We start from the raw sequence: 26,914 nt of genomic DNA on the forward strand, positions 1-26,914 counted from the left end.
ATCATCAAATAGCTTTTCGTTTGTCTCCTTGATTTTTTTGTTCTTATGACCATAGTTTCTATAAAGTTTTGCGGAAAAAACCGTGATGATAGTAAGAACATCTTCGAACAATTCAATTTCGTATGTTTTATCTTCTGTTTGATTGATTATTTCTATTTTAACACCATTTACAATTATTACATACTGTGTGCAATATTATGCAAATTTGTTGTATAATATGGGAACTGTTTTATTCCCAAATCCCATTATCCGTTATTTTCTGATTTATCTGTATTCTGGCCTAAATTATACCCGTAACTGCGTAGCTCACTTACATACACTCTGTATGCAGCAATCAACGCTCCCAGAAGTATCGGAGCCGCGAAAAATCCGGCGATACCTCCGACAAATGCTCCTCCGATGAATGCAAGCATGATTAACAACGGATGAACTTTTGACTTAAGACTTGCAAGATATGGTCGCATAAATAGCTCAGGGGGTAAATAAATAACTATTGATGCAACGAGGAAAAAAATCAATGCCGCTTCAATGCCCTGATTGAAATAACGAAGTAATGCAAGAGGTAGAAGTACCATATACCCTGCAAACAGTGGTACTACAGCCGCTATGAAAATTAATGCGGATAACGCAAGAATGTGTGAAAAACCGAAAACATAAAACACTATCGCAGACATAATACTGACAAAAAGTGCTGCATAGGCATTACCAATAAATATACCCCCAAGGATTTTATCCAGTTCTGTTACATAGTTTTGAAACGTTTTCTGGTAATTACTGGGAGTTATATCAAGAACTTTTTGATACAGTGTATTCCCATCCGAAAGCAAGAAATAGCAAACAATAATAGAAATTACAAGATTTAATAAAAATATTACAAGGTCTTTAGCATAAGATACAATCCCTATTTCTCTAAGAATTGGTATAATTGATTGTGAAATATCCTGTATACTTTGTTCAATTCCAGTATGCAAAAAATCTGGTATTTCTACATTGTTTATAAAACCTGTAAGGGATGATATAACTTCATTCTGATTTTGGACAATCCATGTTATCTGCTGTATTATTTCCAGTATTCCCATACCAAGTATAAATATAATTGGAATAACAATACATATAGTTGCCACAAGCGCACCTACGCGTTTATTTTTATTTAATTTCAGGTAAATAGGTCGGGATATATAAGCAAAAACAAGACCAAGTATTATCCCATCAGCGAGCGGACGCAAAATGAATATAATTGCAAGGAAAAATAAAGCTACCGCTATAGCTGCAATAATCTTCCATTTATGTTCTATAAGCAGTACCATACCGTCTTTTTTTTCCTGATTCATTGCAAATCCTGTGTGTTTATATGGTTGCTATTACAATTTAAACAATCTAATAAATCAATAAAAACAAAACTGTATACTATTACTTACTGGTATAAATATATAAAAGCAAGATATAATATTTTTTATTTAAATTGTTACTGATGACAAACCTGTAACAAATCGAAAAATAAAATATAAAGGTTTTATTTAATAATCATTTTTAATTATTAATTAGTTTTTTATATACCTAATTTTATGTAAGGTCATCTATCAAAACACCGACATAGTAATGCTCTGTATCTACCAAATTACTCCTCCATGTCGGTGTTATCTCCTCTTTCTAACTATAATTAAATCAATCATATACGATTTCAGTAATATATAGCCTATATAGAATATATCGATTAAATTTATATCATTCAAAACTATTCGTAAACCGAGCACTCAATGGCTGTCTGTGCCGTTTTTATACAGCACCATATATATAGAGTGTAGAAAAATCAAAAAAGATTGAACAACACCTACCTCGAATTCTATGCAACCTCTTAACCTTTCGGTGTCGTTCTTTTTTTTTCAAGAGTATTATTACAATCTGCAAACTTCGCTTTTACGTATCCAGTTGATATCAGACTGATACAGTTCTCTCAAATCACGAAGACCCAGTTTCAACATCGCAACACGACTAACTCCCAGACCCCATGCAAGAACTGGATGTTTAATACCAAGCGGATCTGTTACTTCTTTTCTAAAAATTCCGGCACCTCCGAGTTCTATCCAGCCCATACCATCAATATATACTTCAGGTTCTACGCTGGGTTCTGTATAGGGGAAATAACCCGGTCTGAAACGAACGTTCTCAAAACCCATCCGGTGATAAAATTCTGCCAGGCATCCGAGCAAATTGGCAAAAGACATGTTTTTATCCATAACAACACCTTCAAGTTGCTCGAATTCAGGAAGATGGGTAGGGTCTATAGTTTCTCTACGATATGCTCGGTCTATACAGAAAGCCTTCACTGGTGGTTCAGGGTTATCTGCAAGATATTTGATGGTTACTGCGGTTGTATGGGTTCTTAAAACATTCCTTCTGGCTATATTTTCATCCCATCGACCACCCCAGCCGGTAGAACTGATGTCCCCACCATGTTCATGCATAGCACAAACATTGTCTTTACATTCTTCATCAATTTCTGACGTGGATTCAAGATGGAATGTATCTTGCATATCACGTGCAGGATGATCTTGTGGCTGGAAAAGTGCATCAAAATTCCAGAAAGAACTTTGTATAATTTCCCCTTTTATTTCAGTAAAACCCATTTCAATAAAAATCTGGCGCATTTGGTTGATTAGGCGCTGGTAGGGGTGTATCTTTGCACCGTAAATCGGTTTCGGAGGTGTATGTATATTATATGAGCGGAAGTTTTTCTTCTTCCATTCTCCTGTTTTTAGAAGTTGTGAAGTTAGCTGGGTGATTTCCTCCCCTATTTCAATACCCTGTGATACCAGTTCACGTCCCTGATTTGTTATTGAAACATATCTGTATTTTTCTTCATTCTTGATAACAAGTTTACGCTTGAGAAGGTCTTTGAGAGCCGATTTTTCACTATCCTTTTCAAGCAGTTCCTCTTCTGTAAATGCAATTCCAGATTTATCAGGTTCCTGTGCATATTGTTTAAATTTTGAAAGGATTTTTTCGTCATCACCTATTTCTGGTGAACCTACCAAAGGCATTATCATACTGTTTTTAACATCTGCCCAACCTTTTTTCTTGAGCCATCCGATAGCAATACCTACCATTTTAGGGGATAGCTGGTTTTTTAAATCATCAATAGCTACTGGTTCAGAAATATATTCAATTATCTGACGTTCAGGCAAACCATTATCAGCATATTCTACACCTTCCCTTGTTATTGTATAATTCACAGAAACCTCTTCATCGACTTTTGCCAGCCCTTCTTCCTCGAGTAAAAAGGCTGATTGCATGGCGGCTTCAGGCTTCAGTGAAGTTTTTTCAGCCAGTGTTTCGGGTGTTGTGGATTCCAGTTCTCCCAGTGCAATTAAAACCTTTTTTTCATTAATTGAAAGATTATAATCAGATGCTTCATGTTGTTGCTTTTGCTCACTCATTTCATCACTCTTTTAATCGCAGTTTTTAAGATAATTTTACCCTGACAGTTCAATGTACATATTTTCTGTATTCACCCAATCCGTATTCATCCAATCTTTCTTTGGCTAATTCACGTTTTTCTTGATGATCTTTTAAAAATTCGGACATAAGCTCTGCAGTATATTTTTTACAGCTTCCACACATCCGCGTTCCACTTACACATTCATCATAAATTTCTGTAAGCTGTTTGTCATCATCTATTAAATGAAACATCAATAATTCATAAACAGAACAATTTTTCGGATTGCCTCCCAACTTTTTCTGTTCTTCAAGGCTGACACATCCACCGGTTTTGGATCGTTTGACTTTTTTGGCTCCTTCTTTCGGGTCCTCGGTCAATGCGATATAACTATCCGGGTCACTGCTTGACATTTTACCGCCCTGTAAACCCGACATGAACCTGTGATATGTTGCTACAGGCGGAACAAATGAATAGCCACCAGCCTCAAGTTCTACCTGACGGACAATATCTAATATAGCTTCAAAATCATCTGTCCCAAATATGTCAACATGCCCTTCAAAGACTTTACTTTTACCGGGTGCATGTTTTTTAATCTGTTTCAATACATATTCAGGAGCTGATTTATTGCGAATACTAAAATATTGGTTCCCATTATTATCTTCACGGGTTTCAATTCTTAACATGTTCATTTTATGAGCCAGTCCCCGAGTCAGGCGTATATGAGGGTCCTGATCCGCTCCTACCGGTACGACCGTCGGCTTTGGACCATCGAATTCCTTTAACTGCGGCTGTAGAATATCAGCGCTCTGGGTAAGAGTGCTTATCATGTGTGATACATTGGTTTCTCCACCAAACCCATATATAGCACTGAGTTCTGAATAATTGGTTTTTGACCCCAACTCAAATGCCATATTTTTGACATTATCACATTTCGACTGGAAGTAAATATGCCCATCCGGTTCAAAACCCAGAGCTATTAAACTTAAAATGTATTCATTAATTCCAAGTTCACGGCATTTGTCCCAAGAAAGCCCCCTTACTGCGTAAGCCTCTCTGTCTGCAATACCGACAAAAGCATCTGCACCCATCTGTTGATGCCAGATTATTTCATCCATTACCATTTTACCGCCAAGATGTACCATGCCTGAAGGCATGAAACCACTGATAACAGAAAACGGTTCACCCTTGTTCATTGCATCTACAATCAGGTTGTAGTTTCTATGACCGAATACTATATTTCGCCTCATGAATTTGTGAGGGGATGGAATATCAGAATACACATCTTCAATCGGTGATATCCCAAACTCATCGAATAATTTAGAATAATCCTCTATATCCAGTGTACCCCATGGGTCGATTTTCATTTTCATATCCATATGGTGCCTCTTCAAATCGTTATGTGGATATTATGTTTTCTATTATATATTAATATCAATTGTAGCAGATATCAAATAAACAAAGATGGCAGAATACGATTGCCATCCAGATGGTTAAACATTACGATTTTCAAACGTATACAAAAAGGATGTGGATTTGTAAAATAAAGTTATTGCAATTTATCAAACCTGTAGGGTATCTCTTCAGTATCCGGTATCTTTGATACCAGATTTAAAAAATCAGGTTCATGCATCAGACATCTGCTACGTTTACCTTTAAAATGAGAATAATTGCGGATATTGTTCCATATATCCTTTAATGAATCGTTCTGGATATTTCCAAATTCAAAAGGTATATAGGGGCAGGGTTTTACTGAACCATCCACACATACATGCATCCATCTCTGACCTGCCATACATCCAAGCATCTCTCCTTCAAAATATGTATTTGAAAACACTCTCGGACCTTGAGGATTGGAATTTATTTCATGGTACATATCCAGTATTGATTCACGTTCTGTATCAGACAATATAGGATCCTGCGGTTTTTTGGGAACTGATTCCCATAACGACAGTTCATGAACTCCAAGCTGTGATGCCAGTTCATAAAGTCTGGGCAATTCACCCATTCTATTGGGTGAAACATGGGTTGCCATTGTCACAAGCAAACCCGCATCTACTGCATTTTTAATGGCATTTAGAGCCATTTCATGCGCTCCATCAAGCCTTCTTACAGAATCATGTTTTTCAGAATCTGTGGAATAAATACTGATTAAAAGATTATGGAGACCGGATTCTTTTAGACGTTTGGCTGTTTCAGGTGTTAGTTCTGTTCCCGGAGTGAATATGTTTACTATCGCCCGGTCTTTATCCACATAATCTATAAGTTCAAAGATTTCCTCCCTGAGCAGCGGGTCACCTTCTGTAAAAGTAATTATAAATGCACCCATATCCAGTGCTTCATCAATAGTCCTTTTAATGGTATCTACATCAAGGTCTCCTTCTCCACCACTTACAACACAATGCTCACAGTTACATTTACATTCACGGGTGATTTCAAAGGACACAGTTTCTGGTATATATTTACCAAACGCTATCTTCGTTTCTGCATACAATAACCGCTTAAATGGTCCACTTGGTATCGGTGGCAGCCAAGTTGATGCAATTACACTTTCTTCATTCCATGTTGCAGGTTTTTCTTTTTTAAGGCGTGAATTGATTTTGTCCAAAAACGGAGAACAGGTTGATTTTAAAGTGCCTTTTGCCTCAAGCTGTAAAAAACCATCTTGATGGTTAAGGTCAATCGACAACCCAGGAATCGACATCAATGATATATTTTCTTTACTGTTTGTGGATAATGATTTTGGAATATCGGTGTTTGAGCTCATTGTAACCCTTTTTAACTTATTGATGGGCTATTAAAAAACAATCCTTGATTAAATTAGTGGTTATATAAAACAGACAAACCCTAAGCGATTGGATAATGATATTGAAATATTACACCACTATCTTGTGATGCAATAAAACAAATCATTGGTTTATTCAGCTTTTTCTGCAAAAGCAAGATTACCGCTTATACGGTTTATTTTAACTTTTACATTCTGACCTTTTGCAGCACCAGGTACAAATATGGTGAATTTATCAAGTTTTGCAATTCCATCGCCCTTGGAACCTACTGCGGTGATTTGAACATCATAAACTTTGCCTTCTTCGACCGCTACCGTTGGTGTCGTACCAGAAGATGCCTTTTTCTTTTTAATCGGACGATGTGCACCACATGCCAGACATTTCATTACCAGTACCCTGTCAACTTTTTCCAATTGGGTATCTGGTCGTCCACATTCTGTGCACAATACATATTCATTCAGGTAGGAATCAAGGTTTGATTTTATCAATTCTTTGGGAAATCTACCCTGGAATACAGCTCTACTTCCTTCTATCTTACCTGCAGTACCAAGTTCACGGTTTAGATATTTTAAAACATGTTCAGGGTCTCGATTTAGTACATCCACAATGTTTCCAAAATTGTCTAAAATTGTAGTTTTCCCTTCTTGTAATACCTTAGGTTCTGGAATTGTAAAACGGTCGTCTGAAGTTTCCATTTCTGGCATTTTTTCCATTGCACGATCCAGAAGGGAATCATAATCGTTATAATCTACTTCTATGTTAATCACCCTCACTCTTTGATTTTGTTGTATTTATATATGATATCTGTAATTTAAAACGTTTGGTCAAAGAAAAATTAAAAAATGTAGGGATTATTCTACCAGTTTCCATCCCTGATCGACAACAATTCTGAATGGTGTTGGTATTTTTTGACCTGCTCTCCAGAGTGCGTCCTTTGCAGCTCCAAAATCATCCTTGTTCACAGATGCTGTAAATACTTTTTGACCTGCGGAAACACGGGCTGCTGTACCTACATTTTTACCAAATGCCTGCCTCATACCGCTTGAAACACGGTCTGCACCAGCACCAGTAGCCTGTTTATTTTCCCTTAGTACTTCATGTGGATATACTCTTACTTTAAGATGATATCCTGCACGCCCTGCTGCCTTCATTAATTTCCTGTTTGCAGAAACACGGGCTGATTCCAGAGCAGTATGACGTATATGACAGTCTTCTTCAGCTATTAATGATAATTTTACAGGGAACTGTGCGGTTTTGTTGCCCATATCATAGTGGATTACCTGGCTGCCCGGTACACCACCCATATATTCACGTCTTGTATATGAGCGTTTTTTTACATTCCTATACATGCTTGCTGGTTTTCGTGCCATAAAATTAAGCCTCCTTGATAATTAAGATTAAATTGAAAAATTCTTCTAATTTGGATTTACTTCGCCTTACTATGCGATACACCTATATGTATCTATTGATAACTTAACCTGAAAACATTTGTAATATATAAAATTCCCTGTTATGTCAGGGTTTATAAATCTTTCATCCATAATGGTAACAATATGCTGAAATTAACCCGAAACATCCGGTAAGCATCATGTTTCCAAATGGTGCAGCAAAATGTAATTTATCCCACAACTTTGGATGTTTATCATACTCATCCAGATTTTGAATCATTTCCCGTCTTGGACCTGTAACCATCACAGATTTGATGTTATCAAAACCAATTTTTCTGTTTATGTAACATCCATGACCTTTATCATTAAATATTTCTTCAAAAGCAAGGTCGCCCTCTGAAAGCCTTATTATATAATCCTGTAATCGGTAAGATGTTAGTTGGGATGTATGATGTTCAAATAATGCTACAACTTTGTTATCAATAACAAGAGCTCCAAGTGTGTGCCCGTTTCCTATGTTTACTACTACTGAAGGTTGATATGAACTGGAATCTTTTAACGAACCAAAAATAGCAGCTGGTCCAGTATCCATAAAAACCGATTGTGTTCCTCCGATTATACGCGATGTATCCACCAGACGTGTCAGGTACGGGGGTATATCCTTATTTTTATAGGAAAATTGCTCAATGCCGCCACCTTCTCGAATCGCGTTTTCAAAATGTTTAAACCTGTAAACACGATTACTTGATTCGGGTGAATATCCATGATCCTGGACAGCTACCGCAAAATTTGACGGTGCGGTTATACCAAACTGATAATAAGCGTTTTTTATCGCGTCTAAAGTCAAATCCTGCAGATTTATACGCTGTAAATTTTCAGGAAGTGATTTCAATTCATGTTCATCAATTATTTTAACACCCATAGAACGAATTTTATCAGGATTATCATGGATGGTTAGTGCAGCATTTTCTGTAGCATAAACATTTAATCCCTTTTTCAGATGGTCTTTAACTGCTTTGGTGGAAGGACCTCCACCCATAATGTATCCTGTAAGCACTATATCTATTCCCTGTGATGTTGCCTTACGGATTTTATCTGCAACCATTACTGTAGGAGACGGCATTATCATTACAGGGCTGTTTTCCATACCTTTTTCAGTATCATACAAAAGGATGTCCTGTGTACCAGTACCTACATCTATTGAAAGTATCTGCATATTATTTTAACAAATGGAAAAGTTCGATTTATAAGTAATCCATACAGAAAATAGATTTATATCTTTGTTGGACACAAACAATTAAATAAATCATCGATAATCTATAGATACTACTTAACCTAACAGATTAAAAAGCGTTTTCTATGAATACAGATTCCAATTCTTCGCAGAGTCACAAAAGTGAAACTGTTAATACATATAATTTTTCTTTAATCACGATATCCAGTTCAAGATATTACAAATATGGAGATGTGACAAATCCAGAAGAAGCTGATGATACATCAGGCAACACCATAAAAAATATATTAACCACAAACGGACATAAGGTTATACATTACAAGCTTATAAATGATGATTTCACTGCTATACAAAATACGGTCAATTCAGCGGTTTACAGTAATGCTGATATTGTGATTACAACAGGTGGTACAGGATTAACTTCACACGATGTTACTATTGAAGCCGTACAGCCACTTTTTGATAAAGAAATTCCCGGATTTGGAGAGCTTTTCAGGTTCAAAAGTTTAGAAGACATCGGCACATCAGTAATACTTACAAGAGCTACAGCCGGTGTTGTCAGAACTAAACCTGTTTTCTGCTTACCAGGGTCTAACAATGCAGTACGTCTGGCTATAAGAGAAATTATTATTCCAGAAACAGACCATATAATCAAACATACGAAAGATTAAATAGGCAGTTTCAATAAATACAGATTAATAATATCTTAATTTAAGGACAATGGATATTAGATATATTTAAACCTAAATAATGTATCAATGCACCTTTGCATCTAATAAACTAATTTCTGGATTCAATAACCATTACTATGAGGTATCCAAACATGGATAAAAAGCAATTATATAAACTAAAATCAGAGGCATCACAACTAAAACCAGTAATTCATATTGGAAAAAGCGGACTGACAGAACCAGTCATTGAAGAGTTGAAAAAACAAATAAAAGCCAACCGGCTTGTTAAAGTTAAAATTTTAAAAAGTACATTCGAAAGTGAAGATACATTCCAATTCTCCCAGAAAATTGCTGATGCTACAAACACTACTCTCGTTGATGTAAGAGGAAACAATGTAGTACTTTACAGATAATTACATTCATTTAATTATTTAATGTAGGTTTTTGCTGTCTGATACTATTTCTATATCCTGTAAAGTCATAAGTGCACCAGGCAGCATTTCCTTAAGATGTGGTATTACATTTCTTACCTTTTCCTCATCGTCAATTACCTCTACTATAACTGGAAGGTCAACCCCCAGTCTTAAAACATTTGCTGTATGAATTTCATTATGCGTACCGTATCCTTCAATACCATGTATAACAGTAGCTCCAGCAATTCCTGAGTCTTTCAAGTATTCCAATACAGCATCATGAGATGTTTTACCCTTGTATGTATCACTCTGGTTCATATAAATTCGAAGGATTACCGAATTCACAATACAACCTCCCTACTAATACAGTATAGAATTTCATTTTAAATTAATTTAACCATTATTACCTTTTTACTGATTTTAAGCATAGAGATTGTAATAAAAGTATAAAGTGAAAACAAAATAGTTTTACTCAATCAGGAAAATATCCACTTTCTCTCCTTTTTCATAACCCTCAATATTTTCTGGAACTATTACAAGACCATTTGATTTTGCAACTGAACTCAAAACTCCTGCACCAGAGGTCATAACAGGATGTGCAGTCGAACTGCCAAAATCTACTACAACTCTTGAAAAAGTCATATACCCCTCTTTTGAAGGTATTTTATCCGATAGTTCTGCCTTTACTGTTGCATCTGGTAAATCTGGAATATGTCCTATTTTTCTTAGTGCTGGACGAGCAAACATAAACAAACCTATAAATGCGGCAACAGGATAACCCGGAAGACAAACTACGGGAACATTATCAATCATTCCCAATGCTATCGGTTTTCCGGGACTCATACTTACTCCATGAACAAGCACATTTCCGAGTGATTTCACTACATCAGGGACATGGTCTCTTTCTCCTACTGAAGTTCCTCCACAAAGTATTATTATATCCGATTCAAGCTGTGATTGAATGGCACTTATTATAAGCTCAGGATCATCCGAGACAATGTCACAGTGTTCAGGTAAACCACCCCATTTTTCAACATATTTTGCTGTCATAAGACCATTGGTCTCGACCACTTTACCCGGTTGAAGTTGAGAACTGGATGTTCTTGGTACAACTTCATTTCCGGTTGGTATAACTGACACATGCGGTTTTTTATATACTGTTACATTGTTTATTCCAAGGGATGCAAGAACCGCTAAATCACATGGTCTCAACATGTGTCCATCAGTAAACACTGTATCGTTTTTTTCTATATCTTCTCCAATAATCCCCACATGTTTGTTTGGATGGACATGGGTTAGAATTTCAACCATATCCCCCACAGGAGTAGTGTCCTCAACCATTACAACCGCATCAGCTCCGTCCGGTATGCTGGAGCCTGTGTGAACCCGCACACATGTTCCTTCCACAACTTCTTCATCATCGATCTGCAACATTATCGGATTGTCTGGTGAAGCACCTACAGTGTCTGAAGAACGGACAGCGTAGCCATCCATTGCCGCACGTCTATAATGAGGTACATTTCTGTTTGCTGTTACAGAATCCGACAATATTCTTCCAGAACATTCATCAATAGATACCTGTTCTGTATTCTCAATTGAATTAAAAGCATTCAAAAATATCTTTCTGGCTTGATTTACAGGTGTTCGTTCTTTAAAAAATCCGGTCATTATTAAATCCCAGTAAGTTTATCAATTCTGGTAAAACCTTTCAAGGCATCCTTTCTCTCTTAGCCCCCGGAAACAGGAGGTAGAATTGCTATTTCATCATAATCCTTAAGCTGGGTTGAGAGCCCTTCAAGGTGCTGAATATTTTCTCCATTTAACAATACATTTATGTATCCCTGAAGTTCGTCTTCATATTCTGGGTTTTCAAATATAAGCTCTTTTAACTGGGGATATTGCTGACCCAACGAATTCAATATATCCGATACTATGTCTCCACTGATAGTTACTTCTGACACTCCAGCGTATTCACGAAGATTTGCAAACAGTTTTACTTTTACATCGACCATGGATTAACCTATTAATTCAATATATTAATAATTTAATCCAATAAAGAGTTATTAAAAATTTAATAAAAAATGGTGGGATAGAACGGATTTGAACCGTTGTCCAAGCGTCCCAAACGCTCGAGGATCGTCCAGGCTACCCTACTATCCCGATATGATTTTTATCGCACGTTCCATTCTAATACTCATTCCCCTTAATATATTTAACTATTGTAAATGGCTACACATAGCTTAAATTTTTACCATGTAGGCATCATTTCCAGCGGGCAAAAACTTCATTTTCAATACCTAAAAGATCAAGCGCTCTGCCAGACATTGTATTTAACAAATCTTCTATTGTCTGTGGATTTGAGTAAAAACCCGGGCATGCTGGAAGAATTGTAGCTCCGGATTGGGTTGCTTTTAGCATATTTTCAATATGGATCTGGTTTAGTGGTGTTTCACGGGTCATGAGTACCAGACTACGCCTTTCTTTCATACATACATCCGCTGACCGAGTTAAAAGGTTATCAGTAATCCCATTTGCAACTGAACCCAAGGTTTTCATACTGCAGGGTGCTACAATCATACCTGCAAACCGGTGTGAACCACTGGCAATAGGCGCAGTAAAATCTTTTTCGTTATAAGCTCTGGATGCCATATCCTCTATTTCAAGAACTGAGTACTCGGACTCTATACCAATCAGTTTTTTTGCTGATTCTGTAATAACAAGATGTGTAAATACATTATCCATACCAGACAATATCTCCACCAGACGGATGCCATAATGCACACCCGATGCACCACTAATACCAATTGCTATTTCTATCAAACGTTTTCCTCCAGATACTTAATAAACCTATCAACTATAATATCTGATACCTCAACTATTTTGTTAATTTCCTCTCCTGTAATATCATCAAGATGTATGCCCGCCATGAAAACAGTTGTTCTGTGAGTGCAGGAACTGATTTTTCTTGCAGCCTCAAGTGCTATCCCTTCTTCCCGGTGTCCAGGTAATGAAATTACAGATGATGTAGAGATTCCTTTATTATCATCATATATGCCAACCGCAGCCGCACCGATATGTTCGCGACCTCCTTTTAGGGTTACTATGTAATCTTCACCCATCAATTCCCATTCAAGAACAATTTCCGCTCTGCCTGCGGTTTCTGTAATTGTATTCAAAAACACACCTTCTCAATACTCAGTTAGGCGATATTGTTTCATAGGTCGTTTTACTTCAAAAAACTCGCGTGCAACTCTACCTACTACATCACGGTATTCTTTTGGAGTATAAACACCCATTTTCCAATTATCTCTATGTGCCTGTTCAAGGGTTGCAACAACTTGGGATACATCATCCAGATACTGCATTTTGCTGTCGGTCCTAATTAACGCCTTCATTTCCTCAATTTCAGGTGTATTTGGTATATCAATCAGCACATACCTGCTGTCTATACCTGCTATATCTGCAATTTCTTTTTCAACCCTTTCAACATTATCCCTGTAGCGCAGAACATCTACTCCAAGTGACTGGAAACCTACTCTAAGTGCCCGCTTAAACAGTTTCCTCTCTTCAATACGTTTTCCAAGTTCACCCGCATATCCATCATCAGAACGTACAATTTCAAAAAGGCTACCATCATCCATCTTGTTCAGTTCAAACGGAGACAAAATCCCTCTTTCTATAAGGTTTTGAATCGCTCTTACATACATCGTTTCTGCAATTCTTGAGACATGATGATAATACACAGACGGGTACATCAAAAATCTGGACAACAACAATGATTCAGCAGCTTTTAAACCTCCCCACCTGACCACCAGTTTATTCCCAAAAATTTCCATCTCATGAATTAAGCGCTCATAATCCACCAGACCAAACGTCACTCCTGTATAATGTGCATCCCTTACAAGATAATCCATTCGGTCGACATCGATTTCGCTATTAAGTATTTGTCCAAGTGCAGTCTCACCCTTAATATGCTTTGCAACTGTTTCAGGATCGATATCATGCTCTCGCAGAATGTTTGCTATTTCTTCTTTTTTGAGAACATCTCTAACATCGTCATGTTTTTTTCTGGTGTAGTATTTAACCGTACCCTCTGTTACATGAGAATAAGGACCATGACCAATATCATGCAAAAGTGCTGCAGCTTTTAATCCATTTTTTTCATTGTCACTTATATTATCCAGCTGGTTCATCAGGATAGTGGCAAGATGCATTACACCAAGCGAATGTTCAAAACGAGTATGGTTTGCACCCGGATAGACGAGTGAAGATAGACCCAGCTGTTTGATTCTTCTCAACCGCTGCATGAGTGATGTATCTATCAGTTTCAGTGAGAGTTCATCCAGTTCAATGTATCCATGTACTGGGTCACGAATAACTTTCATATTTTTATAAATCGGTTTCATTATATAATGGTGTTTTGATTATTGTTATAAAAACATAGAGGATTAGCATGATTGTTCTATCAGGTGGTACTGGAACCCCAAAATTGCTGAACGGATTAAGAAATATTATACCTGAAGAGGACATTACAGTAGTGGTCAACACCGGCGAAGATATAAGAATATCAGGTAATCTGATATCTCCTGATGTGGACACTGTATTGTACCTATTTTCCGATAAACTCGATACTGATAAATGGTGGGGTGTTGCAAATGATACATTTACAACACATGAGACAATGAAAACAAACGGATATGATGAAGGCATGATGCTTGGAGATATCGACCGTGCAACCCATATCATGCGTTCGGAATACCTCCGAAATGGAGATATTCTGACTCAAGCCACATCCAAACTTGCAAATAATTTTGGCATAAGAGCAAATATATTACCCATGTCTGATGACACTGCTACTACAATTATAAAAACACCTTCCGGAAACCTGCATTTTCAGGATTTTTGGATAAAGGAGAAAGGTGAATTAGACGTTTACGATGTTTTTATAGATGGTATATCGAATGCATCTATCTCACCAGCCGTCCTTGATGCCTTTGAAAATGAAGATGAGGTATTAATCGGACCCAGTAATCCGATAACAAGCATTGGACCTATTCTTTCCCTACCGACAATGAAAGAAATACTAAAAGACAAGAAAGTTGTAGCTGTAAGCCCGATAATCGGTCATGAACCTGTTAGCGGTCCAATAGCAAAGCTTATGCATGCTAATGATATGGAAGTATCCTCTATAGGAGTAGCAAAATGTTACAAGGAATTCCTGAACGCTTTTATCATTGATAAAACCGACCATTTCAAAGAAACCGATTTTAAAAATGAAGGTATTGAATGCTATATCAAATATGCCGATACCCTGATGAAGTCCACAGATATAAGCATCAATCTTGCAAAACAAATCAGGAAAATATTTGATGAAATCTGATACAAATAAATACAGTATATCATGGATAAAAATATTTTAATAAAATTCCAATAATCCAAATTTACCCAGCAATAAATAAAAACTAAGGAAGGGATTCACGATACTAAATCATATTAAAAACAAAATCCGGAATTCATTTAAACCCATCGCAAAATCCTTACCGTTTTCCCCGAATTTATTAACCGTGATCGGTCTCGGTATAAGTATAATTGCAGCAGTAATGTTTGGTACCGGCAGAGTCTTTATAGGTGGAATACTTATCCTTTTAAACGGTTTCTTTGATATCCTTGATGGTGCAGTTGCAAGAGAGAACGGCTGGATGACACCATTTGGTGGGTTACTGGATTCTGTCTGTGATAGATATGCAGACGCTATAATATTTATAGGCATCATATACGGTGCGATAGTCGGGAGCATATCTGACCCAGTTTTATTAAACATACCACTGTGGTTGTGGTGTATTATAGCACTGATAAGTTCATATATTGTAAGTTATACCCGTGCACGTGCAGAAGCTGCCGGTGGAAAAGGCATGAACATTGGAATTGCTGAACGTCCAGAACGGATGATTATTCTTACCGCCGGTGCATTTGTCGGTTTGCTTGCGCCTGCCATTGCTGTGATTGTCATCCTTACCCATATTACGATAGCACAAAGACTTTTACACGCCAGAAATACACTGTGATACAATGAATATTACCATCATCGGTATGGCTGGTGCCGGCAAAAGCACTATTGGAAAATCAATGGCGAAAAAACTTGGATATAGATTCATCGATATTGACAAACTGGTTGAAAAAAAATCCGATAAAAATTTACAGGAATTAATAGACACCCATGGAGATAATGCATTACTGGAACTGGAAGAGCAGACCGTACTTGAACTCCGGTTAAATACAGAAGATGAATGTATCATATCTCCCGGTGGCAGTATAGTATATTCCGATTCAGCGATGGAGTTTTTGGACAAGTACTCAACAATTGTATTTCTTGATGTATCGTTTGATGTTATAACAAAAAGGTTATCGAATTCCGCCACCAGAGGTATGGTAGGTATTAAAAACAAAAGTCTTGAGGATTTATTCCGTGAAAGACGAAAACTGTACAACAAATATGCTAATATCACAGTAAAACTAAACAAACATAATAGAGTATCAGAAACAGTGAACAAAATTATAAAACTATGTTTTAACAGTTAATACCTGTTCCAATAACCTTAAAACAAATCGATGTTTTTAATTGCCTGATAAATGAATATAAAAATAAGGAGAGGATTATAAAATGCAGTACCTTGCAGATGTAACTGTTGAACTTAAATCAGGGATGCTTGACCCAGAGGGTAACACTATCAAAAGGGCACTCGGTCATCTTGGATACGAAACTAATGATGTGAAAACTGCAAAAAAATTCACAATCGACCTTGATGCTGAATCTTTTGATGATGCAAGACAGAACGTAGATGAGATGTGTCAAAAATTGATAGCAAACCCGATTATCCACAACTATACCATTGATTTGAGGGAAGCCTGATGAGAATTGCCATAATCCAGTTCGGTGGTACCAACTGTGACCGTGACGTATTGCATGTATTAAAAAATGTCATGAATGTAGATGCTGAACTTGTATGGTTTAAAGATAAAAACCTTGATCGTTTTGATGGGGCTGTAATTCCGGGAGGATTCTCATACGGTGATTACCTGCGAGCAGGTGCAATAGCAGCAAGAACACCAATAATGGACTCTGTAAGAAAAATGGTATCAGAAGGAAAACCAGTAATCGGTATATGCAATGGATTTCAGGTGCTTACTGAATCCGGTCTTCTGGACGGTGCACTTACTACAAACAGTTATCCAAAATTCCTCTGTGAATGGACTCATCTAAGAGTTGATAATACAGATACGCCGTTTACTTCAAGGTTTGAAAAAGGAGATGTCATCCAGATACCAATAGCCCACAAAGAGGGATACTTCTATGCTGACCAGTCTGCAATATCTGATTTAAACAAAAACAATCAAGTAGTTTTCAGATATGTAGATGAGGACGGTACATCAGATGATGAATCAAATCCAAACGGTTCAAAAGAAAATATTGCCGGTATAACCAACTCAAGCAAAAATGTAATTGGACTTATGCCGCATCCTGAAAGGGCGTCTGAAAAAGTGCTGGGTTCAGAGGATGGTTTAAAAATCTTCCAGTCAATGGTTGATTATATACAAACCCTACAATAATCATTATTCTTTAACCATCATTTTTGTCCAGTAATTTTTGTGCTGTTTTCCAGCTATGTCTAACTATATCTGGTAGTGATCCATATCTTTTAACCCAGTCTAAAAGAAATTGTTTCGTTTTCGGGTCAGACGGATAACCACTGCCAAAATCAACACCAAATTCTTCTTTCAAATTGTTTACCAGCTCATCACGCCTGACCTTGGCAATTATTGAAGCCGCCGATACCACAGAATATACAACATCCGCCTCATGTTCAGAAATGATTTTTATATTTTCAGAAGCGGTTTTATTGCTTTTTGAATATTCACTGCGTATTTTTTCTGCAAAACGTTCGGGTTTGACATCAGCAGAATCCACATAAACCAGTTCAGGGTTTAAATTTTCCACAACCCTTGAAAAACCAAGAACCATGATATCATTCATGCTCATTACATTCCTGAGTTCATCTATCTGGGAGGGAGTGATTTCAAAGATAAAATAATTATCTACATATTTTTTGATTTTATGAGCAAGTTCTTCCCGTTTTCTGGGAGATATTTTTTTGGAATCGGTCACTCCAAGGTTTTTTAGAGAATTAATTTTGGCTTCATCAACCACTACACCTGCAATACACATGGAGCCTATAACAGGACCCTTGCCAGCCTCATCGATACCTGCAACTTTCATTATAATCTCGACATCCTGTATTAGATAAATAATGTAAATATAAAGTATCCTATTGTTACCATTATAATTGAATGTTTCAGTCCTGACATAACACTGCCTTCTCCCATGACACCTGCCATGAGACCCGAGCACAAGCCTTGTATTACTGCTGAATGTTTGAATATTCTTGTGTATTTATCAAGGTCAAAGCTTCCAAGCATACCCATTTGCTGAGCACCAGATGATGTCATCTGTTCGCCTGCTTCAGCCATTTCTGTCAAAAATGTGGTGGATATAACATAGATGACACCAACAAAAACCATGTAGGATATGTATATGATAACAATATAAATCATCATGTTCATGGAACGTTCGCGCTTCATTTCCTCTTCAGAAGATGCATCTCTGGCTGCCACCATGAGCACTTCTCCAATATCACCACTTGATTCGTTCGCTTTGGTGATAAGTGTCATTGAACGTGAAACAACCTGAGTTTTTAAACGGTTTGCAAATCTTACCAGTGCATCGTTGAGTTCCATACCCCATGAGATGTCTTTCCAAATTTTCCTTGTCTCATCACTAAGACCTTCATTATCGGTTTTTACCATGAGCTTGATTGAATCCTGGAGAGTCATACCCGTTTCAACGGTACTGGCAAGTTTTTTCAAAAAGTCAGGAAAATTTCCATCAAGTTTTTTCTGTCTTTTGGATTTTGTTTCATGAAATATAGCCAATGGAACAATTATGATATATGTAGCGATTACAAGACGGTCATCAAGAAAATCGATAGTTTCTGACATTGTAGTAAATGTATCCATATTTGTGGCAACAAAAATTAAAAGCAATATAACCGCAACCGGAGAAGTCACAGCCACTGATAAAAGAGGATTATTAAAAAGAGGTTTTAATGGGTTCTTTAGGAAATTCTTGTATTTAACTCGTTGCTTGGATTTGATAAAATTTTCATAACACTGTCTTTTCTCAACCTTTTCTTTGGTTTCATTTATCAATTGTCCATTTTCATCGTATTCTGGCTCAAGATAGGATGGTATTTCAGGAATTCCATGATCAAAGATTTCATTTGTCTGTAGGTAGGCAGGTTCTCCGAAATCCTCTGGTGCCATTATACTAATCATTACTACAAACATTACAGAACCGATAGGTAGAACCGCATAAATTACCGCATAAACCATCAATATAGAACCAGAACCCATAACAGTCATCATGATACCCATGATAATTATAAACAAAGGACCTGCTACGAATGCTGTTACATAGGATTCAGCCAGTAACCCAAGTGTTTCAAGAAAACCCTTCTGGTCATCAATTGCTTTTTTCAAATATTGGTCAGATTTGTCCTGGAAATATTTAGATATACTTCCGCCACTATCAATCACGGTCAAAAGGTTGTGTAAAAGATCTTGGAACCTATCAGATGGTGTCATTTCACTGACGTTGGATATTGCAGTTCTTAAATCGTGTCCAAAATAATCCATTTCTCTGATTATAGTTTCGACTTCTTTTGATGCTTCACCATAGGTATTGCTTGACCTTGACAATGAATCAAAGACGTTTATTATATTCATTCCGCCTTTGCTCAGTGCATACATAAACGTTACTGCATAGGGGAGATGGCTGTCTATATTCCGTTTACGTTCACTCGCCTGAAATCCGGGATAAACCAGAAAAAGTGCATATGTCATTCCACCAAGCGTTATTGTTGTAAAAACAACTATAAACAGTGACAGAAATATTTCCTTAAAATTGAGCAACCATGCAGTTGACGGACCAAATGTAAGATTAGTAAGATTATCAGGCAAACCTATTACAGCAATGAGCATATATGCGGCAAAGATACCCAGTATTGCCCCTGTCAGACCACTGACAACCGAATAGAAAATGGCATTTGAAATATACATTTCATATGAAGTCGGTATACGTGCCTGTTTAAGCTGGAGCTGTAGCCTTGCATATTTTTTCTTTTTTTCTTTCATCTTCTCCCCTAAAAGAGCAAAGGGGATTTTTTTGAAAATGGTCAAAAACAACCTGGCTTGCCGATCAAGGTTGTTTATTCTGGACGAAATTTTGTCAGATAAACCTCTTTCATTATCTTGATGGTTGTTGGATTGAAATCTATTTTTAAGATTTTTAAAAGATAATCTCTTTTCATATTCTGATGTATCTGGTGATTCTGTATTATCCGAAAATTCCTGGCTCTGAGTATCAGATTCTGATACAACCGAATCATTATCCACTTCATCCAGAAATTCATCATTTTCTGTAGTTCCATCCAAATTATCACACCAGAATACGGATTATTTAAGACCGATTTTTTGCAATAGTTTTTCAGGTGTTGCCTGATAGGACTTGATTATCTCTGATATTTCCTTGAAATCCCTGATATCGTTGTTTACCATATAATCCAGTATTTTTTCACGGTACTGGAGTTCTTCATTTATCTGGGCAGCATTCCAGCCCCTTCTTCTCTGAATTTCGTAGATGCACTGGGATTCGCCTGTCCTCTGGAATGTGTCTCTTGCTGAATCCCAGACAAAAATATCATTTGTCCTTAAGTTTCTGGTATTGGGGTCTATATCAACAATTTCTACAATTTTTAGGTTCTTTCTTGCCCGTTTGCCACTGACATAGGTCTGTGCCTGAATAGTCATTATATCCAGTGCCTGTATCATGTTTCTGGGTACACTTATAGGCGGATTTTCAAGCCGGTGGATTGCTGAAGGAACAGAATCTGCATGCATGGTAGAAAACGTGGTATGCCCTGTGGACATTGCCTGGAAAAGTGTCAGCGCCTCTTTACCTCTTACCTCTCCCACAATAAGGTATTCAGGACGCTGCCTAAGAGCCGCCCTTAACAAATCATACATATCCACAGCACCACGCTCATCAGCCGTAAATGAGTCCCTTGTAACTCCGGGAATCCAGTTTGTGTGCGGTAGTTTGATTTCACGGGTATCTTCAAGTGTTACTACCTTCGCCTTTTCAGGTACAAAGAGAGATACTGCATTTAAAGATGAGGTTTTACCTGAAGCAGTACCCCCTGCATAAATGAGACTTTTGTTATTTTCAATACAAAGCCAGAGATATGCCATCTGTTCTGAAGAAAAAGTACCCCAATCGATAAGGTCGATTGGAGTTATCGGTACTTCACTGAATTTACGGATGGTAAATGTACTCCCATGTGTAGTTATTGTAGTACTGAGAGTCATCTGAACTCTGGAACCATCCGGCATTGAAGCATCAACCATCGGCTCAGCCAGTGATATATGCTTTCCGCATTTCTGTGCAAGACGTATTATGAAAGAATCAAGTTCATCTTCTGTAAATGCAATGTTTGTGGCTATATTGTGATATATCCTGTGATACAAAAACAGTGGAATATTGTGACCGTTACCTGATATATCTTCTATATAATCATCATTCATCAGCGGGTCAATTTTACCGTATCTGACAAAATCACGCTTTATATAGTAGGAAATTTTTTCAAGCATCAGGGGTGTTACATCAATAGCATAATCCTTAATGATAATACGTATTTTTTCATCCAGTACTGCTTCCTTATCATCTTTATTTTCAATATTTTCAACCAGTAAGGCATTACGCAACCGGTCTTTAATTTCTGTCAGAAACGTCGTTTCAAAGTCACTCAGTTCGGGCTCTACAAGATAGTAAAGATAGTCGTTTATTTCAGGATTAAAAAGTATTACAACAAATGCATAGGGTTCATTTACCCAATATCTATCAATTTCTTCATAGCCTTCTACACCTTTAAAAACAGATAACGGACCATGCTCATCGGGGTTATATGCTTCAATTTCAAAGGTTTCTTGTTTGAAAAGGTTTCTTACTTTATCAAAAAACGTTAATTCTTCTGATGCGGATTCTTCAAAAGATTCATCAGATTTTGAGGATGATTCTTCTGCACCCGGTCTTAGTTTTTTGGATTTTTTTTCATGGATTAGACTTTTTACTAGGTTTTTTCCAGATTTATCACTTTCTTCACTTTCATTTTCCTTTATCCCAGATTCATCTGATTTTTCTTTATTTGTTTCAAATCCTGATTCAGGTGTCAAAATATCAAAATTTTCTTCATGTTCTTCATCTGATTCGTGTTTATCAGACAGCCATAAAGATGTGTTTTCAACATCTTCTGAAGGTGTCAGAATATAATCCTCTTTATCGAAATTTTCATCATTTGCATCATCTGAATCTGATGAACCTGTATTGTCAGATTCTTCAGGAGCAAATATCTTAGGTCCAGATTCACCGGATACCTGTGTACCAGATGAGTTTGTAGAATTAACAGGGCTATCATAAACCTTGTTTTTATCAGTATTATCAGGTTGTGATTCTGGACCGTTTTTGTCACCCATCATTTCACCATAAAGAGTAACTGCTCAATAAAATGTAATAATTAATTCAGACAAGTTAATGTTTTTTATAACATCATTATTATTGTTATAACTGTATTATTACATAAAATATTATTGGAAAAATATAAAACTATGTAGTAGAACTTAAATATTTTTGAATGATGTATAAAATAGAACAAAAATATTAAATCCAAAGTTGGGTATGTTGCTCTATAACTTATCAATAACTTGAAAAATTAAAAGAGGACTCCTTTTATGCCAGTAATAACCCTGAATTATGAAGATCTTGAAAGTCTTACATCAGTCGACAGGGATACCATAGTTGAGCAGATCCCCATGATGGGTGCAGACATTGAACGAATAGAAGACGAATATATAGATATCGAATTTTTCCCTGACCGACCTGATTTATACAGTGTAGAAGGTGTTGCTCGTGCCTTGAGAGGTTTTCTGAACATTGAAACCGGTTTACAGGATTACAGATTGGATTCATCAAATATTGAAATTGAGAAGGATGAAGACATTGAACATATTCGCCCCTACCTTGCATGTGCTGTTATCAGAAATGTCAATTTCAATGCAAATTCCATAAAATCTTTGATGGATTTACAGGAAGATTTACACTGGGGAGTTGGGCGCGACAGAAAAAAGGTTTCTATCGGTGTACACGACCTCTCAAATATCACCCCACCTTTTAGATATATGGCTGCTGACCCGGATACAAAATTTATCCCGCTTGATTTTACAGAACCAATGTCAATGAACCAGATTCTTGAAAAACATCCCAAGGGCATGAAGTTTGCATATATTCTTGAAGGTTTTAATGAATACCCTATAATACTTGATGCTGACGATAACGTTCTTTCATTTCCACCCATAATTAACAGCACCCGCACTCAGATAACCGAGAATACAACAGACCTTTTTATTGATGTTACCGGGCTGAGTGAGTCGGTATATGTTGCCCTCAATGTGCTGGTTACTGCACTTGCAGAACGTGGAGGAAGTGTCGAATCAGTAAAAATTATAGATTCTGATGGTAATGAAAAAACCCTACCTGATTTAGAACCTTTATCCTGCGAACTTGAAGTATCAGAAATCAATTCATTGATAGGAACTGAACTGTCCCAGGATGAAATATTAAAGCAGCTCCAGAGAATGCGTTATGGTGCTGATATAAAGAATAATAAATCAATTGAGGTTAAAGTACCCCCATACCGTGCTGATATTCTGCACAATTATGATATTGTTGAAGATATTGCAATTGGGTACGGGTATGATAATATACAGCCGGAATTTCCTGAAAGTGCCACATTTGGTAGCGCTCATGAAGTGTCGGTTACCAGTGACAACATATGCGAAATCATGACAGGTCTCGGATATTCTGAAGTTATGTCTTTCACTCTGAGTAATGAGCGGGTGCATTTTGATAATATGTGCCGTAACAGAACAGATGATGTAACCTATGTCATGCATCCAATAAGTGAAGACCAGACAATGGTCAGGACAACAATACTTCCAAACCTTATGGAAATACTCTCCATGAACCAGCACAGGGAGCTCCCACAATCCATCTTCGAGTTTGGGGATGTGGTAATAAACAATAAAATCCACAGAAATCTGGCTGCGGTATCTATTCACCCTGAAGTAAACTTTACCGATATAAGAGAGATTGTGGATGCTGTCATGCGTGAGAGAATGGTTGAATATGAAGTAGAAGAGTCTGATGACCCTGCATTTATAGGGGGCAGGCGTGCTGACATATTGGTAAATGGGAAAAAGGTTGGAGTCATGGGAGAAATCTACCCTCAAGTAATTACAAACTTTGGATTAGGTGAACCTGTTATAGGGTTTGAAATGGAAATTATGGATTACTAATAATTATATTTAGTAATACTTTTCAATCCCTTCTCTTTCCTTTTTCAGGTTGTTCCAAGATACAAGATTATATACAACCATTAATATTAGCGAAAAATTTAGTAAAATTGCTGCAATGGTGCCAAGATTTAAAAGGTCATCTTTTATATCCATGATTAGCGATTTAAAACCACTGTCCTTTTTGTACTGCGGATGCATGATATCCAATTTATCATCACTGTATCCAAGATCCAGAGAACGTCCTAATGCATGTCTGGATAATCTGACTGCTCTCCCAAGATGAAGTCATGGGGTTCTCTTGGAACCACGAGAACCTCAACCTTTGACGAGGTTGAGCATTTGCTGATTCATAGACGGTACTTGCGAACTGATACCGGGACCAGTCGTAGAGGTACCATCTCCACAGCCGTTCATTCCCGCGAGCCCCACGGTATGCGTAGTTGGATTATAGTACGATGATTTTGTCAGTATATTGGCTGAAGCGTTGAGGTCCCTGTCTATTTCCAGACCACAGTTACTGCAGTGAAACGTTCTGTCCTCTAATTTCAGTTTTTCTTTCTTCTTAGTACCACAATAGGAACAGACCTGAGTAGTGTTATCGGGATCTACTTTGTCTACAATCTTACCTCTTTCAGCAGCTTTGTAGGTCACGTGCTGGACCAGTTTGTTCCAGCCTACATCCGATATAGATTTGGCTAATCTGTTGTTTTTTACAAGATTTTTTATTTTCAAATCTTCGAATACAATCAAATCATATCTTTCCACCAACAACTTACTCAAACAATGCGAGAAATGGTTTCTTGCAGATGCTACTTTCCTGTGAATTCTGTTCACTTTCTGTTTCTGCTTGTTATAATTGTTTGATTTGAATTCCATTTTCGCCAATTTCTGTTGTTCCTTAGCCAGTCTTTTCTCAGCTTTCCTGAGGAATCGTGGAGGTTCGACAAAATCATCGTCTGAAGTTGTTATGAAAGATTTGAGTCCTATATCAATGCCAACAGCGTTTGTAGGAGTAGATGGAACTGGATTATCCGGTAGCTCTACGGTCAGATAAGCGAACCATTGTTTGCCTTCCTTCTTGAGGGTACAGGTCTTCAGTTCGCCGTCTGGCAATCTATCAATATCAATTTTGATGGGTTTTGATTTACCGGTTATTTTGGATAGGTATAACTTGTTATCTTCAAGTTTCCATCCGTTCCCATGCTGTTTATATCTGAAACTACTGAAATCTTCTTTACTCTTGAACTTCGGGTGACCTTTCGGAAGGATTCCGCCATATTTGATGAAGCCAGAAGAATTATTTCCACACGGGACATCTTTTCTCTTGACGAACTTCCCTTTTTTAGGTTTTGTATTCTTCAGTCTGCCTTTTTTCAAATCATCGAAGAACTTGTCATAGGCAAAACATAATCTCTGGAACACGTCCAATCTTACTGATGAATGTATAGGATAATCCAGATTTTTCAGATGGTTTTCCAGTGATGAATTAGATACCGATAAACCGAACCTGTCGTATAATTCTACTTTGATAGATAGAAGATGGTTCCAGATTAATCTGCAGTATTCCAGAGTATCATCCAGTTTTTTCTCCTGTTCAGGTGTAATATGTATCTTGAACCTCAGATTCCTGCAGTTTTGACCTTCTTTGCGGACCATCAACTCCACCCACTTACTTGATACTGATTATATGTTTTGAAACTATATAAAATTTACATAATGCTAGCGATTATACCATGAAATATAGAGTTAATTAGAAATCAACGAGGTTTTTCATCATTTTTTAAACGAATTTTAAAGATATTGGTAAATTTTCAATTTACCAAGTTTAAGTTTGAATCTAAATTTCTAATTTAGAGTATTCTGATTCAAAGAGCATGAGTAAACTCATGGGCTTTCTTTATCCCTGCACTACGTTTATCGTAAACATCGTCTGGTCACTATATTGATTCCACACACGGTATCTGTAGGAACCCACTTCTAAAAGTATATCAGAATTTAGTATACTGTTTCCAGAAGTATCAAGTTCAGACACTACTGCAGTGTTTTTTTTGAGATTTTCATTATCCAGATGCTTTACCCATCCTATCCTAATGTCGGGATTTTTTGAATCCACCAGTTTGAATTCAGGAGTAAAACCCAAATGCCCGTTTCCACCCTGTTCCCAGTATTCGAGAGACTTTTTCACCTGTTCATAATAGGTGGATTTGTAATGTGACGGGACGTTTTCATCGTCAATATAGACGGTTATCGGTGATTCATCCCATGGATTACTATATTTAACAGGATATTCATTTTGTGCTGTTGTAGATACACCAGAAGCCATTAAAACAAGGGCAACAATCCCCAGCAAAAGGATAGTATTGGTTTGCAACATTTATATCGGAAAATAATTTCCATTGATTTTTATAAAAAGGTTTTGATGAAAAATGAGAATAAAAATTTGATATCTGTAAAAAATAACAG

28 protein-coding genes and 1 tRNA gene are annotated in these 26,914 nt (G+C 37.0%); 9 read left to right on the top strand and 20 right to left on the bottom strand.

Annotation, left to right across the window (positions count from 1 at the left end):
• Positions 1–245: 245 nt before the first annotated feature.
• The 7 genes from METEV_RS02425 to METEV_RS02455 form a co-directional block, all read right to left on the bottom strand.
• Positions 246–1,331, bottom strand: a complete 1,086-nt coding sequence (locus METEV_RS02425) for an AI-2E family transporter (protein WP_013193970.1) — start codon at positions 1,329–1,331, stop codon at positions 246–248.
• Between the two features lie 564 nt (positions 1,332–1,895).
• Positions 1,896–3,437 carry a phenylalanine--tRNA ligase subunit alpha gene (gene pheS / locus METEV_RS02430; RefSeq protein ID WP_013193971.1) on the bottom strand — a complete coding sequence of 514 codons (1,542 nt, stop codon included), beginning with the start codon at positions 3,435–3,437 and terminating at the stop codon, positions 1,896–1,898.
• Between the two features lie 49 nt (positions 3,438–3,486).
• Positions 3,487–4,809 (bottom strand): tryptophan--tRNA ligase, encoded by a 1,323-nt coding sequence (locus tag METEV_RS02435; RefSeq protein WP_049891240.1) that lies wholly within the window; start codon positions 4,807–4,809, stop codon positions 3,487–3,489.
• 176 nt (positions 4,810–4,985) lie between these two features.
• Complete coding sequence (locus tag METEV_RS02440) at positions 4,986–6,203, bottom strand: radical SAM/SPASM domain-containing protein (RefSeq protein ID WP_013193973.1); 1,218 nt, start codon at positions 6,201–6,203, stop codon at positions 4,986–4,988.
• 150 nt (positions 6,204–6,353) lie between these two features.
• Entirely contained in the window at positions 6,354–6,989 is a 636-nt protein-coding gene (locus METEV_RS02445; RefSeq protein ID WP_013193974.1) for a translation initiation factor IF-2 subunit beta, read from the bottom strand.
• Between the two features lie 84 nt (positions 6,990–7,073).
• Positions 7,074–7,592, bottom strand: a complete 519-nt coding sequence (locus tag METEV_RS02450) for a 50S ribosomal protein L16 (protein WP_013193975.1) — start codon at positions 7,590–7,592, stop codon at positions 7,074–7,076.
• A 163-nt stretch (positions 7,593–7,755) separates the two neighbouring features.
• Complete coding sequence (locus METEV_RS02455; protein ID WP_013193976.1) at positions 7,756–8,826, bottom strand: DUF1786 domain-containing protein; 1,071 nt, start codon at positions 8,824–8,826, stop codon at positions 7,756–7,758.
• 143 nt (positions 8,827–8,969) lie between these two features.
• On the opposite strand from METEV_RS02455, the gene METEV_RS02460 reads away from it, so the two are divergent.
• Positions 8,970–9,515, top strand: coding sequence for a MogA/MoaB family molybdenum cofactor biosynthesis protein (locus METEV_RS02460; RefSeq protein ID WP_013193977.1), 546 nt, complete (start codon positions 8,970–8,972; stop codon positions 9,513–9,515).
• Positions 9,516–9,667: 152 nt separating this feature from the next.
• Positions 9,668–9,928 carry a YhbY family RNA-binding protein gene (locus METEV_RS02465; protein ID WP_013193978.1) on the top strand — a complete coding sequence of 87 codons (261 nt, stop codon included), beginning with the start codon at positions 9,668–9,670 and terminating at the stop codon, positions 9,926–9,928.
• Positions 9,929–9,946: 18 nt separating this feature from the next.
• Here the strand turns inward: METEV_RS02465 and METEV_RS02470 are convergent, their stop codons facing one another.
• The 7 genes from METEV_RS02470 to METEV_RS02500 all read right to left on the bottom strand — a co-directional run bounded on the left by METEV_RS02470 (position 9,947) and on the right by METEV_RS02500 (position 14,313).
• The gene (locus METEV_RS02470; protein WP_013193979.1) at positions 9,947–10,273 is read right to left on the bottom strand and encodes a DUF190 domain-containing protein; all 327 of its coding nucleotides are present in this window, start codon (positions 10,271–10,273) and stop codon (positions 9,947–9,949) included.
• A 123-nt stretch (positions 10,274–10,396) separates the two neighbouring features.
• Positions 10,397–11,596, bottom strand: coding sequence for a molybdopterin molybdotransferase MoeA (locus METEV_RS02475; protein WP_013193980.1), 1,200 nt, complete (start codon positions 11,594–11,596; stop codon positions 10,397–10,399).
• A gap of 59 nt (positions 11,597–11,655) precedes the next feature.
• Positions 11,656–11,940, bottom strand: a complete 285-nt coding sequence (locus METEV_RS02480; protein ID WP_013193981.1) for a ubiquitin-like small modifier protein 1 — start codon at positions 11,938–11,940, stop codon at positions 11,656–11,658.
• 70 nt (positions 11,941–12,010) lie between these two features.
• A tRNA-Pro gene (locus tag METEV_RS02485) sits at positions 12,011–12,088 on the bottom strand.
• Positions 12,089–12,190: 102 nt separating this feature from the next.
• Positions 12,191–12,745 carry a UbiX family flavin prenyltransferase gene (locus tag METEV_RS02490; protein WP_049891242.1) on the bottom strand — a complete coding sequence of 185 codons (555 nt, stop codon included), beginning with the start codon at positions 12,743–12,745 and terminating at the stop codon, positions 12,191–12,193.
• On the bottom strand, positions 12,745–13,104 hold the full coding sequence (gene lpdD, locus METEV_RS02495; protein ID WP_013193983.1) for a prenylated flavin chaperone LpdD: 360 nt from the start codon (positions 13,102–13,104) through the stop codon (positions 12,745–12,747). The genes METEV_RS02490 and lpdD overlap by 1 nt, the downstream gene beginning before the upstream one ends.
• A 12-nt stretch (positions 13,105–13,116) precedes the next feature.
• On the bottom strand, positions 13,117–14,313 hold the full coding sequence (locus tag METEV_RS02500) for an HD domain-containing protein (RefSeq protein WP_013193984.1): 1,197 nt from the start codon (positions 14,311–14,313) through the stop codon (positions 13,117–13,119).
• 68 nt (positions 14,314–14,381) lie between these two features.
• Between METEV_RS02500 and cofD the strand changes: the two genes are divergently transcribed.
• The 5 genes from cofD (at position 14,382) to purQ (ending at position 17,536) form a co-directional block, all read left to right on the top strand.
• The gene (cofD, locus tag METEV_RS02505; RefSeq protein ID WP_013193985.1) at positions 14,382–15,308 is read left to right on the top strand and encodes a 2-phospho-L-lactate transferase; all 927 of its coding nucleotides are present in this window, start codon (positions 14,382–14,384) and stop codon (positions 15,306–15,308) included.
• A 145-nt stretch (positions 15,309–15,453) separates the two neighbouring features.
• Positions 15,454–15,993, top strand: coding sequence for a CDP-alcohol phosphatidyltransferase family protein (locus METEV_RS02510; protein WP_269634950.1), 540 nt, complete (start codon positions 15,454–15,456; stop codon positions 15,991–15,993).
• Between the two features lie 4 nt (positions 15,994–15,997).
• The gene (locus METEV_RS02515) at positions 15,998–16,507 is read left to right on the top strand and encodes a shikimate kinase (RefSeq protein WP_013193987.1); all 510 of its coding nucleotides are present in this window, start codon (positions 15,998–16,000) and stop codon (positions 16,505–16,507) included.
• Between the two features lie 82 nt (positions 16,508–16,589).
• Positions 16,590–16,838: a phosphoribosylformylglycinamidine synthase subunit PurS gene (gene purS / locus METEV_RS02520; protein WP_013193988.1), complete on the top strand. Its 249-nt coding sequence runs from the start codon at positions 16,590–16,592 to the stop codon at positions 16,836–16,838.
• The gene (purQ, locus tag METEV_RS02525) at positions 16,838–17,536 is read left to right on the top strand and encodes a phosphoribosylformylglycinamidine synthase subunit PurQ (protein WP_013193989.1); all 699 of its coding nucleotides are present in this window, start codon (positions 16,838–16,840) and stop codon (positions 17,534–17,536) included. Before purS ends, purQ begins: the two co-directional genes overlap by 1 nt.
• A 10-nt stretch (positions 17,537–17,546) precedes the next feature.
• Here purQ and rnhB read toward each other — a convergent pair whose 3' ends face one another.
• Genes rnhB through METEV_RS02540 form a run of 3 tightly spaced genes read right to left on the bottom strand, consistent with a single transcriptional unit; the run spans position 17,547 to position 22,576 of the window.
• Complete coding sequence (gene rnhB, locus METEV_RS02530) at positions 17,547–18,203, bottom strand: ribonuclease HII (RefSeq protein WP_013193990.1); 657 nt, start codon at positions 18,201–18,203, stop codon at positions 17,547–17,549.
• A gap of 20 nt (positions 18,204–18,223) precedes the next feature.
• Positions 18,224–20,476 (bottom strand): type II secretion system F family protein, encoded by a 2,253-nt coding sequence (locus tag METEV_RS02535; protein ID WP_013193991.1) that lies wholly within the window; start codon positions 20,474–20,476, stop codon positions 18,224–18,226.
• 21 nt (positions 20,477–20,497) lie between these two features.
• Positions 20,498–22,576 carry a type II/IV secretion system ATPase subunit gene (locus METEV_RS02540; RefSeq protein ID WP_013193992.1) on the bottom strand — a complete coding sequence of 693 codons (2,079 nt, stop codon included), beginning with the start codon at positions 22,574–22,576 and terminating at the stop codon, positions 20,498–20,500.
• A gap of 252 nt (positions 22,577–22,828) precedes the next feature.
• Here METEV_RS02540 and pheT point away from each other — a divergent pair, with 252 nt between their 5' ends.
• The gene (pheT, locus tag METEV_RS02545; protein ID WP_013193993.1) at positions 22,829–24,451 is read left to right on the top strand and encodes a phenylalanine--tRNA ligase subunit beta; all 1,623 of its coding nucleotides are present in this window, start codon (positions 22,829–22,831) and stop codon (positions 24,449–24,451) included.
• Positions 24,452–24,460: 9 nt separating this feature from the next.
• Here pheT and METEV_RS02550 read toward each other — a convergent pair whose 3' ends face one another.
• Entirely contained in the window at positions 24,461–24,604 is a 144-nt protein-coding gene (locus METEV_RS02550) for a hypothetical protein (RefSeq protein WP_157197267.1), read from the bottom strand.
• Between METEV_RS02550 and METEV_RS12830 the strand changes: the two genes are divergently transcribed.
• Positions 24,603–24,734: a hypothetical protein gene (locus METEV_RS12830; RefSeq protein WP_269634941.1), complete on the top strand. Its 132-nt coding sequence runs from the start codon at positions 24,603–24,605 to the stop codon at positions 24,732–24,734. The genes METEV_RS02550 and METEV_RS12830 overlap by 2 nt on opposite strands.
• Before the next feature lie 32 nt (positions 24,735–24,766).
• On the opposite strand, the gene METEV_RS02555 is transcribed toward METEV_RS12830, so the two are convergent.
• Together METEV_RS02555 and METEV_RS02560 are read right to left on the bottom strand one after the other, a co-directional pair.
• Positions 24,767–26,107: an RNA-guided endonuclease InsQ/TnpB family protein gene (locus tag METEV_RS02555; protein WP_013193994.1), complete on the bottom strand. Its 1,341-nt coding sequence runs from the start codon at positions 26,105–26,107 to the stop codon at positions 24,767–24,769.
• 241 nt (positions 26,108–26,348) lie between these two features.
• Positions 26,349–26,825, bottom strand: coding sequence for a hypothetical protein (locus METEV_RS02560; RefSeq protein ID WP_049890898.1), 477 nt, complete (start codon positions 26,823–26,825; stop codon positions 26,349–26,351).
• Positions 26,826–26,914 lie beyond the last annotated feature (89 nt).

It is taken from the genome of Methanohalobium evestigatum Z-7303, from assembly GCF_000196655.1.
Lineage (GTDB): Archaea > Halobacteriota > Methanosarcinia > Methanosarcinales > Methanosarcinaceae > Methanohalobium > Methanohalobium evestigatum.